At 68.2% G+C, this 12,356-nt stretch carries 14 protein-coding genes; 5 read left to right on the forward strand and 9 right to left on the reverse strand.

The genetic code is table 11. The annotated features are described in order from the left end of the window. Window positions 1-16 precede the first annotated feature (16 nt). The 3 genes from ACF8O7_RS10215 to ACF8O7_RS10225 all read right to left on the reverse strand — a co-directional run bounded on the left by ACF8O7_RS10215 (window position 17) and on the right by ACF8O7_RS10225 (window position 2,886). Window positions 17-307: a hypothetical protein gene (locus ACF8O7_RS10215; protein ID WP_080649846.1), complete on the reverse strand. Its 291-nt coding sequence runs from the start codon at window positions 305-307 to the stop codon at window positions 17-19. Window positions 308-692: 385 nt separating this feature from the next. Then, window positions 693-1,823: a cupin domain-containing protein gene (locus ACF8O7_RS10220; protein ID WP_016447629.1), complete on the reverse strand. Its 1,131-nt coding sequence runs from the start codon at window positions 1,821-1,823 to the stop codon at window positions 693-695. Window positions 1,824-1,926: 103 nt separating this feature from the next. After that, window positions 1,927-2,886, reverse strand: coding sequence for a helix-turn-helix domain-containing protein (locus ACF8O7_RS10225; RefSeq protein ID WP_279494603.1), 960 nt, complete (start codon window positions 2,884-2,886; stop codon window positions 1,927-1,929). A 260-nt stretch (window positions 2,887-3,146) separates the two neighbouring features. Here ACF8O7_RS10225 and ACF8O7_RS10230 point away from each other — a divergent pair, with 260 nt between their 5' ends. Both ACF8O7_RS10230 and ACF8O7_RS10235 read left to right on the forward strand, forming a co-directional pair. Beyond that, window positions 3,147-4,598: an aldehyde dehydrogenase gene (locus ACF8O7_RS10230; RefSeq protein WP_392443274.1), complete on the forward strand. Its 1,452-nt coding sequence runs from the start codon at window positions 3,147-3,149 to the stop codon at window positions 4,596-4,598. A 152-nt stretch (window positions 4,599-4,750) separates the two neighbouring features. Next, the gene (locus ACF8O7_RS10235; RefSeq protein ID WP_392443276.1) at window positions 4,751-5,272 is read left to right on the forward strand and encodes a peptidylprolyl isomerase; all 522 of its coding nucleotides are present in this window, start codon (window positions 4,751-4,753) and stop codon (window positions 5,270-5,272) included. A gap of 67 nt (window positions 5,273-5,339) precedes the next feature. Here ACF8O7_RS10235 and ACF8O7_RS10240 read toward each other — a convergent pair whose 3' ends face one another. Continuing rightward, window positions 5,340-5,912: a glycine zipper 2TM domain-containing protein gene (locus ACF8O7_RS10240; RefSeq protein ID WP_392443278.1), complete on the reverse strand. Its 573-nt coding sequence runs from the start codon at window positions 5,910-5,912 to the stop codon at window positions 5,340-5,342. A gap of 145 nt (window positions 5,913-6,057) precedes the next feature. Beyond that, a complete protein-coding gene (locus ACF8O7_RS10245) occupies window positions 6,058-6,438 on the reverse strand; it encodes a PepSY domain-containing protein (protein ID WP_017404382.1) in 381 nt (126 codons plus the stop codon). 256 nt (window positions 6,439-6,694) lie between these two features. Between ACF8O7_RS10245 and ACF8O7_RS10250 the strand changes: the two genes are divergently transcribed. The 3 genes from ACF8O7_RS10250 to ACF8O7_RS10260 are packed head-to-tail and all read left to right on the forward strand — an operon-like array spanning window position 6,695 to window position 9,123. Further along, window positions 6,695-7,000: a PepSY domain-containing protein gene (locus ACF8O7_RS10250; RefSeq protein WP_392443463.1), complete on the forward strand. Its 306-nt coding sequence runs from the start codon at window positions 6,695-6,697 to the stop codon at window positions 6,998-7,000. Window positions 7,001-7,006: 6 nt separating this feature from the next. Continuing rightward, window positions 7,007-7,678 (forward strand): response regulator transcription factor, encoded by a 672-nt coding sequence (locus ACF8O7_RS10255; protein WP_012206898.1) that lies wholly within the window; start codon window positions 7,007-7,009, stop codon window positions 7,676-7,678. Further along, window positions 7,675-9,123 (forward strand): sensor histidine kinase, encoded by a 1,449-nt coding sequence (locus ACF8O7_RS10260; protein WP_392443281.1) that lies wholly within the window; start codon window positions 7,675-7,677, stop codon window positions 9,121-9,123. The genes ACF8O7_RS10255 and ACF8O7_RS10260 overlap by 4 nt, the downstream gene beginning before the upstream one ends. A 25-nt stretch (window positions 9,124-9,148) precedes the next feature. On the opposite strand, the gene ACF8O7_RS10265 is transcribed toward ACF8O7_RS10260, so the two are convergent. The 4 genes from ACF8O7_RS10265 to coaBC all read right to left on the reverse strand — a co-directional run bounded on the left by ACF8O7_RS10265 (window position 9,149) and on the right by coaBC (window position 12,331). Next, window positions 9,149-9,973, reverse strand: coding sequence for a hypothetical protein (locus ACF8O7_RS10265; RefSeq protein WP_392443283.1), 825 nt, complete (start codon window positions 9,971-9,973; stop codon window positions 9,149-9,151). Window positions 9,974-10,036: 63 nt separating this feature from the next. Then, window positions 10,037-10,486, reverse strand: coding sequence for a dUTP diphosphatase (gene dut / locus ACF8O7_RS10270; protein ID WP_017404378.1), 450 nt, complete (start codon window positions 10,484-10,486; stop codon window positions 10,037-10,039). 70 nt (window positions 10,487-10,556) lie between these two features. After that, entirely contained in the window at window positions 10,557-11,090 is a 534-nt protein-coding gene (locus tag ACF8O7_RS10275; protein WP_392443285.1) for a hypothetical protein, read from the reverse strand. A gap of 17 nt (window positions 11,091-11,107) precedes the next feature. After that, window positions 11,108-12,331, reverse strand: coding sequence for a bifunctional phosphopantothenoylcysteine decarboxylase/phosphopantothenate--cysteine ligase CoaBC (gene coaBC, locus ACF8O7_RS10280; RefSeq protein WP_392443287.1), 1,224 nt, complete (start codon window positions 12,329-12,331; stop codon window positions 11,108-11,110). Window positions 12,332-12,356 lie beyond the last annotated feature (25 nt).

Consider the following 12,356-nt stretch of genomic DNA (forward strand, 5'->3'; position numbering starts at 1 on the left):
ATCGGCGAAGGCCGGATTACTGCTTGGTGGCTTCCTTGGCGGCAGCGTCGGCAGCCGCCTTGGCGGCGTCTGCAGCAGCGCCTTCAGGAGCAACCGCTGTAGGTGAAGCTGCGTCAGCGGCGGGCGCTGCGGGAGCAGCTGCGTCGGCGGCGGGAGCAGCAGGAGCGGCTTCTGCGGGAGCGGGAGCTGCCGGTGCGGGAGCTTCAACAGCAGGAGCGGGAGCGGGGGCCGGAGCCTCTTCCTTCTTGCCGCAAGCGGCCAGAGCTGCAGCAGCGATCACGGTAGCCAGGATCAGAGAGTTCTTCATCACAGTTTCCTAGAGAGTAGGTAAGAAGACAGTAAACAGGAGGGCCCCGCCATTGCGACGCCGGATGCAGGCAACCGGAGCGCTACGGCCAAGCCGCGTCAAAACATTCATTTGACTCGCGTCAGATTATAGGGAGGTTTTCCCGAAGCTGACCGAAACTGACAGCCTCAGAACAATTCCGCACAAATCCTCTTGCAAAGTCCGGATGGGGCAGTGGATTGACTGCCTTGACATGCACTGTGTAACAAAAGCAGGTGGCTGTCAATTTACTGACGGACTCAAGACAATTCTTTACAAATCTAACGAAGTCCGCCCTTGTTCAGCAGCACGCTGTCAACAGTGAATGCCCGAACTTAGCATGCCTGTGGCGCAGCGTCTACCCGGTTCAGGACAGCTTGCCGCCACGCACCCAGCCTGCGTCAAACCACGAGGACAGCAGCTCCAGCGCATCGTCGCTGGCCTTGGCCAGATCGGTGCGCGACAGCGCGCGCGTGTCGGCCAGCTTGCGCATCAGCGTGGCATCGCGGCCACCGGCCAGATAGCTTTCTCCGTTGATGAAGATGTGCCTGGCGTCATACATCATGCGGGTGCGGCGGTCCAGGACCACGCTCTCGAACATGCCGTTTTCCTCGCCATGCTCGAACCACACATTGGCCTTGGGCTCGGTCATGTACTCGCCCAGAGCGCGCTCCAGCGCCAGCGGCTCGGCCAGCGCGCGTTCCAGCGACTTGCGGGCGAAATCGTGCAGGCTGGCGGGAATCTCGCCCGGGGCTTCGACGGCCGGCTGGTCGGGATCGCGGTAGACGACCGGCACTTCGGGCTCATCGGGCTCGTCGGACATGCGCAGCAGCAGCTCGCGGGCCAGCTCGTCGCGCGCGGGCGAGCGAAAGCCGATGGAGTACGTCATGCACTCGCCTTCGGCGATGCCGTCATGGGCCCACTTCGGGGGCAGGTAGAGCATGTCGCCGGGCTCGAGCACGAATTCCTCTTCCGGCTCGAAATGCGAGAGCACCTTCAGCGGCACATCGGGCTGCAGCGACAGGTCCTTCTGGCGGCCGATGCGCCAGCGCCGGCGGCCATGGGCCTGCAGCAGGAAGACGTCGTAGCTGTCGAAATGCGGGCCGACGCCGCCCTGGTCGGTGGCAAAGCTGATCATCAGGTCGTCCAGCCGCGCCTCGGGCACGAAGCGGAACTGCTGCATCAACTGGTGCACGCCGTCGTCGTGCAGGTCCACGCCCTGCACAAGCACGGTCCAGCCGGGCTTTTGCAGCGAAGGCAGGCTGCGGCGCGACAGCGGGCCGTGGCTGAGCTTCCAGCTGCCGCCGTCGTGCTGCTGGATCAGGCGCGATTCCACCCCGTCCTCGCCTGCCATGGCCAGCAGCCTGGCGCGCGGAATCAGGGGCTTGAAGCCCGGGATCGCCTGGCGCACCAGCAAGGGCTTCTTGTGCCAGTGGCGGCGCATGAATTGGGAAGCGGTAAGCCCGCCCAGCAGGGCAAGCGGGGTGTTGGTGTCCATGGAATGGTCCGAAATGAGCAGAAAGACAGGGCGGCATTGTCCTATGCGGCCATTGCCCTGTCCTGGCGCCAGCGCAAGCCGGCCCGAAATGGCCGGACGACGCTCAGCCCGCAGCCTTGCGCATGGCCCTGAAATCCGAGGGCGCCAGGCCCGTATAGGCCTTGAAGGCCCGGCTGAAATGCGCGCTGCTGCCAAAGCCGCAGTCCATGGCGACTTCGGTGATGGTGCGCTGCGCGTGCTCGGGCAGCAGCAGCTCGCGCATGCACAGCTCCAGCCGGCTGTGCTGTATGAAGGCGCCCAGGCTGGTCTGGCTGTCCGCAAAGGCGTTGTGCAAATGGCGCTTGCTGCAGTTGAGCGCGGCGGCCACGGACTCCACCGACAGGCCCGGATCGCGCAGATGGGCCACCACATGGGCGCGTATGCGGTCCTGCAGCGCCAGTTGCTGGGTGCCTGCCGTGCCCTGCCCGGCCAGCTCCTGCAGCGAAAGGTGGACCATGTCCACCAGCAGCTCGCCCGCGCGGCGCGCCAGATGCGGGGCCATGCCGGGCAGCTCCTGGTAGGTGCTGCGCATGGTCTCCAGCGCGATGCGGGCGATGCCCGAGCTGCCGCCCACGTTGCGCCCCATCAGTCCTTCCAGCCGGACGCCCCGGTCCACGATGGCCTGGCGCGGCAGCATCACGATGAGGTGCTCCGACCATTCGGGATTGGCCACCTCGTACTCCTGCGCCGTGTCATAGATGACCCAGCTGCCCTTGCGCACGCTGGCCTCGCGGTTGTGCTGGCGCACGCTGGCCACGCCCTCCCAGGGCGCGACGATCTTCAGATAGGGGGACTCATGGGCGCGCAGGCCCTGCATGCTACGCATGACGCGGTGGCGGCCCGCCTCCAGCCGGGTCAGCACCACATCGCCGGCATTGGCCACGCGCACATGGCCTTCGAACAGGCGTTCGCCATAGAGATCGGTATCCAGGCCCGCAAACAGGCTCGACATCCAGGCATGCCAGGCCGACGCCGTCTCGCCGGGCGGCAGTCCGTCGGTGCTCAACACCATGGCATCGGTCATGTGCGGTCTCTCCTGATCGCCGCACGGGTGAAGGATCTTTGTGCGGCCATGGACGTGATTATGGGAAAGTGCAGGCCCGTCGCGCCCCATGGCTTTCCCCGCGGACAGCCAGGACAAGGGTAAACCCCGGAGCCCGTGCACGATCCGTCATGCGCTTTGTGCGCCCAGCGGGCTGCCTGCGCCATCGCCTGCTTCTACGATGACCGGCACGCCCGGCTGCGCCAACGCCCAGGCCACAACCGCATACCAAGGAGACAGTCATGATCGAACAAACCATGCTCATCGCAGGCCAGGCCGTCCAGGCCGGCAACGGCGCCACCTTCGAGCGCCGCAATCCGCTGGACGGATCGGTGGCCACGCGCGCCCCGGCCGCGACGCCGCAGGATGCCGTGCGCGCGGTCGAAGCCGCACAACAGGCCTTCCCCGCCTGGGCCGCGCTGGGCCCGACCGAGCGCCGCCAGATGCTGATGAAGGCATCGCAGGCGCTGGAGGCCAAGACCGAGGCCTTTGCCGCCGCCATGGCCGCCGAGACCGGCGCCTCGGGCATCTGGGCCGGCTTCAACGTGCACCTGGCCGCCAACATGTTCCTGGAGGCCGCATCGCTGACCACCCAGATCAATGGCCAGATCATTCCCTCGGACGTGCCCGGCAGCCTGGCCATGGCCGTGCGCCAGCCCGCTGGCGTGGTGCTGGGCATTGCGCCCTGGAATGCGCCCGTCATCCTGGCCGTGCGCGCCATCGCCACGCCGCTGGCCTGCGGCAACACCGTGGTGCTCAAGGGCTCGGAGCTGTGCCCCGCCACGCACGGCCTGATCATCGAGGCCCTGCAGGAAGGCGGCCTGCCGCCCGGCGTGGTCAACTTCGTGACCAATGCGCCCGAAGATGCCGGCGCCGTGGTCGAGGCCATGGTGGCCCACCCGGCCGTGCGCCGCGTGAACTTCACGGGCTCCACGCGCGTGGGCCGCATCATCGGCCAGACCTGCGCCAAGTACCTCAAGCCCGCCATTCTGGAGCTCGGCGGCAAAGCGCCCTTCGTGGTGCTGGACGATGCCGACATCGACGCCGCCGTGGCCGGCTGCACCTTCGGTGCCTTCGCCAACTCGGGCCAGATCTGCATGTCCACCGAACGCATCATCGTGGACGAGGCCGTGGCCGGGGATTTCCTGGACAAGCTGGTGGCCCGTGCCACCTCGCTGCCGCTGGGCGATCCGCGCAAGGGTCCCGTGGTGCTGGGCTCGGTGGTGGACATGGCCACCGTGGAGCGCGCCAACCGCCTGATCGACGACGCGCTGGCCAAGGGCGCAAAGCTGCTGTGCGGCGGCAAGGCCACCAACACCCTGATGGCCGCCACGCTGATCGACGGCGTCACGCCCGAGATGGACATCTTCCGGGAGGAAACCTTCGCCCCCGTCAAGGCCATCGTGCGCGTGCGCGGCGAGAAGCAGGCCATCGCCATGGCCAATGACAACGAATTCGGCCTGTCCTCGTCCGTCTACACCCGCGACACCGCACGCGGCTGGCGCGTGGCGGCGCGCATCGAGGCCGGCATCTGCCACGTCAACGGCCCCACCGTGCATGACGAGGCACAGATGCCCTTTGGCGGCGTGAAAAACTCGGGCTACGGCCACTTCGGCGGCCAGGCAGGCATCGATGCCTTCACCGAGACGCGCTGGATCACCATGCAGACCACCCCCCGCCACTATCCGTTCTGATCGGCAGGACTCGCCGCCCGGCCTGCGCAGCAGCCGGGCAGCCGTGGGAAAATCGCGCCAACGCGGCCGCCGGCACGCCTTCGTCAAACACGGGCGCGCGCGGCGGTCTTTCTTTTTCCCCACCGCGGCATGGGCCGCACAAGCTGCACACCATGGAAATCACAGAACAATGCGTGGTCGCTCTGACCTGGACCCTCAAGGACACCCTGGGCGAGGAACTGGACGTGCTCGATGAGCCCGTGGAGTTCCTGGTCGGCGGCGACGATCTGCTCAAGCGCATCGAGGAAGCCCTGCAGGGCCACGGCCAGGGCAAGACCCTGGACCTGCACCTGGAGCCCGAGGAAGCCTTTGGCGACTACAACGAAAGCCTGATCTTCCTGGAGCCGCGCGCCCTGTTCCCGGCCGAGCTGGAGGAAGGCATGAGCTTCGAGGCCAGCGCCCTGCCCAAGAGCTGCAGCGCCGTGCAGCCCGACCTGCTCTACACCGTCACGGAAATCTATCCCGAGCATGTGGTGCTGGACGGCAACCATCCGCTGGCCGGCATTGCGCTGCGCCTGCACCTGAAGGTCGAAGGCGTGCGCGAAGCCACCGAGGAGGAAATCGGCCGCGGCTCGGCCGGCACCGGCTTCTTCCGCATCCAGCCCATGGCGCCGGGCAACGACACGCTGCACTGAAATTGCCGCGCTGAAATGGCAAAGGGCTCCCTCCGGGGAGCCCTTTTGCATGGAGCGAGCCTGGTACTCAGCGAATCAGCTGGTTGTTGTCCACGCGCACGCTCTCGCCTATGCGCAGCTGCGGATTGTTCTGGTAGTCGAACACGCGCGTGCTGCCGTCGTTCAACTGCACGGTGACGCGGTAGACATCGCGCAGGTCGCCAGGGCCGGTGTTCTTCTCGATGGCATTGCCCGCCATGGCACCGCCCACCACGCCCGCAATGGTGGCGATGTCGCGCCCACTGCCCTTGCCCACCTGGCGGCCCAGCACCCCGCCGACCACGCCGCCCACCACGGCCCCGGCGCCTATGCCCGAGCCGCCAATGCCGCTGGGCTGCTGGATCTGCACCAGTTGCACATTGGTCACACGCCCCTGCTGCACATAGCTACCGCCGCCCGGGTAGGCCGTGCCGGGCTGGCCGCCGCCGGGATAGCCACCGCTGGGGTAGCCGCTGGTCGGATAGCCCCCGGCTGGATAGCCGCCGGCAGGGTAGCCGCCACCCGGGTATCCGCCCTGCTGGGGGTAGCCCGCGCAGGCGCTGAGCATCAGCGCGGCAATGCAGCCGGCGCCCATGGCGCTCAAGCGATGAATGGAAGGCATGAGAATCTCCTGTGTACTGTCCGTGGATCGATCAAGGGCAGCCACCGGACCGGCCAGCGGCTGCATACCGCTTCAACGTCCCAGGCCCCATGCCTGCCGACCGGACAGAACACTTGCTGACAAAAATCAGCCTGCCCTCCCGGCCTCAATTGCGTGCGCGGATGCTGAGCACGTTGCCGTTGTTGCCATCGACGTAGAGCTTCACAGGGCGGCCATCGCCGGTCTGGCCCTTGACCTGGTAGAGGCCGTCCTCCCACTCGATCTCGCGCAGGTCGCGGTAGCCCAGGACTTCCATGCGTTCGAAGACTTCGCGGATGCTCAGCCCCGGCCCCTGGAAGGCGCCGCGCACGGAGGCCACCGTGGTCGCCACGGCCTCGCCGGCCTGTACGGTCACGGAAGGCCCGCCCGTGGCGGCGGCCTGGGCCTGCACCTGGGCGACCAGCCCGGCAGTGGCGATCAGAACAATGCCCAGGCCCGTCAGGCCGTGGCGTGCAGCACGGGAAATCAGTTGTCGGATGGAAGGCATGAGGTTCTCCTTGGCATGTGAAGGTCGGCGATTGGGCCGGCAATTGGGTCGGCGATTGGGCTGGCGATGCATCTGAAAAGGCCGCATCTGCCGGCTGCTGCGCCTTCGTTTCCGGTGGATTGCGACGGCGTGCAGCCATTGTTCGATGCAGGCCATGAACGCAAGCTGAAGCAGCCGTTCATCCGAGGTTCATCCACGCTGGGCTATAAAGTTTTCCATGCCCACTCCATCCTTCTCCATTCCTCGCAGGTCCTGGATGCTGCTGGCCGCACTGCTGCTGATGGCGGCGGCCCTGGCCTCCTGGTCCACGCCCTCGGACGCCGGCGACAGCGACCATGAACTCGCACGCCAGGCCCTGCAGCAAGGCCGCGTGCTGCCGCTGCGCACCGTGCTCGACCAGGTCGAGCGCGACTACCAGGGCCAGGTCATCAAGGTCGAGTTCGAGCATGACGACGGCCGCTTCATCTACGAGATCCGGCTGCTGCAATCGGGCGGCCGCGTGGCCAAGCTCAAGATCGATGCACGCGATGGCAAGGTGCTGAGCTTCAAGCGCAAGGACTAGACGCAGATGCGAATCCTCGTGGTGGAAGACGAGCCCACGCTCTGCGGGCAACTGGTACAGGCCTTGCAGCAGGCAGGCCATACGGTGGAGACGGCCGCGGACGGCGCAACGGCCCAGTACCTGGGCGAGGTCGAGGAATTCGACGCCGCCGTGCTGGACCTGGGCCTGCCCGTGCGCGACGGGCTCACCGTGCTGCGCGCCTGGCGTGCGCAGGGCCGGGTCATGCCGGTGATGATCCTCACGGCGCGCGGCGCCTGGCATGAGAAGGTGGCCGGCATGGATGCCGGTGCCGACGACTATCTGGCCAAGCCCTTCCACATGGAAGAGCTGATGGCCCGCCTGCGCGCCCTGCTGCGCCGGCTCAGCCCACACGCCAGCGCCCAGTGGCAATGCGGCCCGATCGTGCTGGACTCGCGCCATGCCCGCGTGAGCGTCGCCGGCCAGCCGCTCACGCTCACGAGCCATGAATTCAAGGTGCTGGCCCTGCTGATGCAGCGCGTGGGGCAGGTGATATCGCGCACCGAACTGTCCGAACACATCTACCCGCAGGACAGCGACCGCGACTCCAACACCATCGAGGTCTTCGTCGGCCGCCTGCGCAAGAAGCTGCCGGCCGGCAGCATAGAGACCGTGCGCGGACTGGGCTACCGGCTGGTGGAAGGCGCGCCCGCTGCATGAACGCACCACAGGAAAGACAGGTATCCCGGCTTGGCGATTCGCTGCGCCTGCGCCTGCTGGCCGGCACGCTGGCCTGGGTGCTGGCGGCCGTGCTGCTGGCCGGCTGGGGGCTGCGCGGCCTGTTCCGCGACCACATCGCGCAGCAGTTGCAGGCGCAGCTGGTGATGCAGCTCGACCAGCTCAGCGCAGCCGTCAACAGCCTGCCCGGAGGGCGCATCGAGGTCGGGCTGGCCGTGGGCGACCCGCGCCTGGCGCAGCCGCTGTCAGGCCTGTACTGGCAGATCGACCAGGTGAGCGATGGGGCGGGCCCACCCGAGAAGGCCGGCCTGCTGCGCTCTCGTTCGCTGTGGGACCAGACACTGGACTGGCGCCAGTTCCGTGCCGATGCCGGCAATCCCGGCGAACACCGGGAAGACACGGCGTTGAGCACGGGCATGCTGCCCGATGGTCAGGGCCACCCGCTCGTGGCCGTGGCACGCCCCCTGCAATTGCCCGAAGCCGAGGCGCCGCCGCTGCGCCTGATCGTTGCGGCCGACAGCGCCCTGCTGGCCGAGCCCATGCAGCGCTTCACCACCATGCTGATCGCCGCACTGGGCACGCTGGCGGCCGGGCTGGCTCTGGCCGTGGTGCTGCAGCTGCGCCTGGCGCTGCGGCCGCTGCAGTTGCTGCGCACAGGCCTGGCCGACGTGCGCAAGGGGGCAACGCCGCGCCTCGAAGGCCGGTTTCCGCAGGAACTGCGGCCCCTGGTGCAGGAATTCAACCATGTGCTGGATGTGAACGCCGACATGGTGCAGCGCGCGCGCACGCAGGCCGGCAACCTGGCCCATGCGGTGAACACGCCGCTGTCCATCCTCGGCAATGCCGCCGCGCAGGAAGGCGGGGCGCTGGCCGAACTGGTCCGCGAGCAGGTTGCCAGCGCCAGCCGCCAGGTGGACCACCATCTGGCACGCGCCCGCGCTGCGGCCCGCCAGGCCACAGGCCTGCGCACGCCGCTGGAGCCGCCGCTGGCCTCGCTGGTGCGCACCATGGAGCGGCTGCACGCCGGCCGCGGCATCCGCTTCGCGCTGAAGGGCGATGCGCAGCCTTGGGACTTTCTGGGCGACGGCCAGGACCTGATGGAAATCCTGGGCAACCTGCTGGACAACGCCGGCAAATGGGCAGCCCAGGCCGTGAGCCTGGAAGTCCAGGGCCTGGAGCACGATCAGGCCGGCGGCCCCTTGCTGCTGACGGTGGACGATGACGGCCCTGGCATCGAAGACGCCGACCTCGACCGCATCTTCGAGCGCGGCGAGCGCCTGGACGAGCGCAGGCCCGGCGCAGGGCTGGGCCTGGATATCGTGCGTGACCTGGTGCAGACCTATGGCGGCAGCATCGCAGCCAGCCGCTCGCCGCTGGGCGGCCTGCGCATGCAGCTGCACCTGCCCGGAGCGCGACGAGAGGCATGAGCGCGGGAGGCCGCAGGGCAGCGGCTCACCCCCCTCTCAGCGCGCGCAGCACCTGCACCAGGGTGTCTGCCTGGGGAAACAGCCAGTCGGCCGCAGCACCCAGCGCCACGGCGGCCACCAGCGCGCCCAGCACCGGCTTCCAGCTCAGGCGCAGCGCGGCCAGCAGCCAGCCTTCGCGCTCCACCACGTAGAGCGTGCGCGCCATCAGCAGCGCAAAGGCCACCTCCACCGCCACGGCCAGGAACAGGTCGGCCCCAAAGACCAGCCACAGCAGCGACCCGGCGCCCGTGACCGCGACCAGCAGCGCCGCAAACACCAGCAGCACCGGCACCAGGACGACAGCGCCTTCGTCCAGCCCATCGATGCCGGGCACGTCAAAGCCTTGCGACGCCGAGGAAGCGGCTTCGGACATGGCACCGGCGTCGTCCCAGCTGCCGCTGGAGCCACCGCCGCCATAAGAGCCGCCCTGCCCGCTCTCGAATCCGCCAGCCTCGGGCGTGCGGGCCGGTGAAGAACCGCTGCCGCCGGGCGTCACATCGGGAACATCGGACACCTCCCAGTCGCGGCGCAGCATGCATTCGGCCCACAGGCGCAGCAGCAGCAGATACAGCAGATAGCCGCAGACCAGGGCCACGCCGTAGCGCAGCGCCATGCTGTGCAAGCCCGCATGCAGCAAGGCCAGGCTCAGCAGCGACATGCCGGCCAGGCTGAGGCCGCCCGTCAACGCCGCATGCAGTCGCAGCCGGTGGCGCTGCTGCAGGCGGCGGCGCATGCGGTCTTCCTGCGTGAGCACCACGCGCGTCCACGACGCGGATGGGCGATGGCGCGTGCGCCGGGATGGCCTGGCCATGCGGACTCCTCCCTGAAGCGATGCCCTGGCAGCGCAGCTGCGGGCGATGTCTGGCGGAAAGCCTTATTGCTTGCCGGTGGAGCCGTAGCCGCCCGCACCGCGCTCGGAGGCCGACTCGAACTCCTCGACCACATTGAAGCTGGGCTGCACCACGGGCACAATGATCAGCTGGGCCAGGCGGTCCATGGGCTGCAGCGTGAAGGCCGTGGCCGAGCGGTTCCAGGCGCTGACCATGAGCTGGCCCTGGTAATCGCTGTCGATCAGGCCGACCAGGTTGCCCAGCACGATGCCGTGCTTGTGGCCCATGCCCGAGCGCGGCAGGATCATGGCCGCGTAGCCGGGGTCCTTGAGGTACATGGCCATGCCAGTGGGCACCAGTTGCCATTGGCCGGGCTCCAGCGTCAGCGGTGCATCGATGCAGGCGCGCAGGTCCAGGCCCGCGCTTCCCGGCGTGGCGTAGGCGGGCATGTTCTCGCGCAGGCGCGCGTCAAGGATCTTGATATCAACGTTCATGGAAACAATCTGGGGAGCGCCTCACGGCAGGCTCTCTTGAAAAGCAAAGCGCGCATTGTGCCCCGCGCCGTCACCCGGACGACTTGAGCCCGCTGCGAAAGCCTTTGACGATGGCATTGATGATGGTGAGCAGCAGGATGAAGGGGCCGATGCCCGGAATCACCACGGCCAGGATCAGGCCGATCACGATACCCAGCAACTGGCCCGGACCTATCTTGAAGACCGTCTTCTTGACAGCCTTGGCGGCGGAGGAGGCCTGGGCTTGCTGTGCCCGCGCCGCCTGCCGGCCGCGATCGGCCCTGCCACCATTCCTGTCGCCGTTCCTGTCGCCTGCAGACGGCGGGCGCCCCGGCAGGGCAGGCACCGACGCCTGCTGCGCAGCAATGCGCGCCTTCTCGGCCGCAGCCTGCACCTGCTCGCGCACGCGCTCGACCACGGACTGGGACTGCGCGCCCGGAGTGGCCACCGCGTCGGTGAAATCGCTGCGTCCCTGCGCCATCCAGCCGTGCGTCGCAGAGCGGTACAGGGGGCTGGCGCGCAGCAGCTCATCCACATAGCGCACATAGTCGCCGTGGCGGGGACCTTCGTAGGTGTTCTGTGACATGCGGGCCTTCGGTGGTGTCAAGGGGCGGGCGGCAGGCGCCGGGCGATCTCGGCCACCAGCTGGCGCGCCAGCAGGGACTTGGAGGCGTGCGGCAACTCCTGGGTGCCGGACTCGTCGATCAGCAGCAGGGCATTGTCATCCCGCCCAAAGGTTGCGGGACCGATATTGCCCACCAGCAGCGGCACCTGCTTGCGCAGGCGCTTGGCGCTGGCGTGCTGCAGCAGGTCATGGCTTTCGGCGGCGAAGCCCACGCAGTACAGCCGTCCGCTGCGTGCGGGCTCGGACTGCGCGGCGGCCGCCAGGATGTCGGGGTTCTCGACGAAGGTCAGCGTGGGGGTCTGGCCCGAGCCGTCCTTCTTGATCTTCTGGTCTGACGCCGTGGCCGGGCGCCAGTCGGCCACGGCCGCCGTGGCGATGAACACGCCAGCCTGGGGCAGTTGCTGCTGCACGGCATCGAACATCTGCTGCGCCGACTGCACGTCGATGCGCTGCACGCCACGCGGCGTGCGCAGGTGCACGGGCCCGGCCACCAGGGTCACCTGGGCGCCCGCCTCGCGGGCGGCGCGCGCAATGGCAAAGCCCATCTTTCCGCTGGAATGGTTGGTGATGCCGCGCACGGGGTCGATGGCCTCGAAGGTCGGGCCCGCCGTGACCAGCACCCGGCGGCCCTGCAGCAGCTTGGGCGTGAAGAAGGCGGCCAGCTCCTCCATGATTTCCTCGGGCTCCAGCATGCGGCCGTCGCCCACCTCGCCACAGGCCTGGTCGCCCGTTCCCACGCCCAGCACCAGCGCGCCGTCGGCGGCCACCTGCGCCAGGTTGCGCTGCGTGGCCGGGTGTGCCCACATCTCGCGGTTCATGGCCGGAGCCAACAGCAGGGGCACGCGGTCCATGGGGCGCGCCAGGCACATCAGGCTTAGCAACTCGTCGGAGCGGCCCTGCACCAGGCGCGCGATGAAGTCGGCGCTGCAGGGCGCGATCAGCATCGCGTCGGCCTCGCGGCTGAGGTTGATGTGGGGCATGTTGTTGGGCTCGCGCGCGTCCCACTGCGATCCGTAGACAGGGCGGCCCGACAGCGCCTGCATGGTCACCGGCGTGATGAACTGCTCGGCCGCCTCGGTCATCACCACCTGCACGGTGGCCCCGGCCTGTACCAGCAGGCGCACCAGCTGGGCAGATTTGTAACAAGCCACGCCTCCGGAGAGGCCGAGCACCAGATGTTTACCAGCGAACACTTCAGTCATGGCGCGCAATTTAGCAGAGCCGCAA

This window comes from Delftia sp. WSY_16 (assembly GCF_043104415.1).
Classification (GTDB): Bacteria; Pseudomonadota; Gammaproteobacteria; order Burkholderiales; family Burkholderiaceae_C; genus Comamonas; species Comamonas tsuruhatensis.

Coding starts and splice junctions, on each gene's coding strand:
- ACF8O7_RS10225 (WP_279494603.1), bottom strand. CDS start 2,886: ATGACCGATGCCATGGTGTTGAGCACCGACGGACTGCCGCCCGGCGAG.
- ACF8O7_RS10240 (WP_392443278.1), bottom strand. CDS start 5,912: ATGCCTTCCATTCATCGCTTGAGCGCCATGGGCGCCGGCTGCATTGCC.
- coaBC (WP_392443287.1), bottom strand. CDS start 12,331: ATGACTGAAGTGTTCGCTGGTAAACATCTGGTGCTCGGCCTCTCCGGA.
- ACF8O7_RS10265 (WP_392443283.1), bottom strand. CDS start 9,973: ATGGCCAGGCCATCCCGGCGCACGCGCCATCGCCCATCCGCGTCGTGG.
- ACF8O7_RS10260 (WP_392443281.1), top strand. CDS start 7,675: ATGAACGCACCACAGGAAAGACAGGTATCCCGGCTTGGCGATTCGCTG.
- ACF8O7_RS10250 (WP_392443463.1), top strand. CDS start 6,695: ATGCTGCTGGCCGCACTGCTGCTGATGGCGGCGGCCCTGGCCTCCTGG.
- ACF8O7_RS10255 (WP_012206898.1), top strand. CDS start 7,007: ATGCGAATCCTCGTGGTGGAAGACGAGCCCACGCTCTGCGGGCAACTG.
- ACF8O7_RS10245 (WP_017404382.1), bottom strand. CDS start 6,438: ATGCCTTCCATCCGACAACTGATTTCCCGTGCTGCACGCCACGGCCTG.
- dut (WP_017404378.1), bottom strand. CDS start 10,486: ATGAACGTTGATATCAAGATCCTTGACGCGCGCCTGCGCGAGAACATG.
- ACF8O7_RS10235 (WP_392443276.1), top strand. CDS start 4,751: ATGGAAATCACAGAACAATGCGTGGTCGCTCTGACCTGGACCCTCAAG.
- ACF8O7_RS10275 (WP_392443285.1), bottom strand. CDS start 11,090: ATGTCACAGAACACCTACGAAGGTCCCCGCCACGGCGACTATGTGCGC.
- ACF8O7_RS10230 (WP_392443274.1), top strand. CDS start 3,147: ATGATCGAACAAACCATGCTCATCGCAGGCCAGGCCGTCCAGGCCGGC.
- ACF8O7_RS10215 (WP_080649846.1), bottom strand. CDS start 307: ATGAAGAACTCTCTGATCCTGGCTACCGTGATCGCTGCTGCAGCTCTG.
- ACF8O7_RS10220 (WP_016447629.1), bottom strand. CDS start 1,823: ATGGACACCAACACCCCGCTTGCCCTGCTGGGCGGGCTTACCGCTTCC.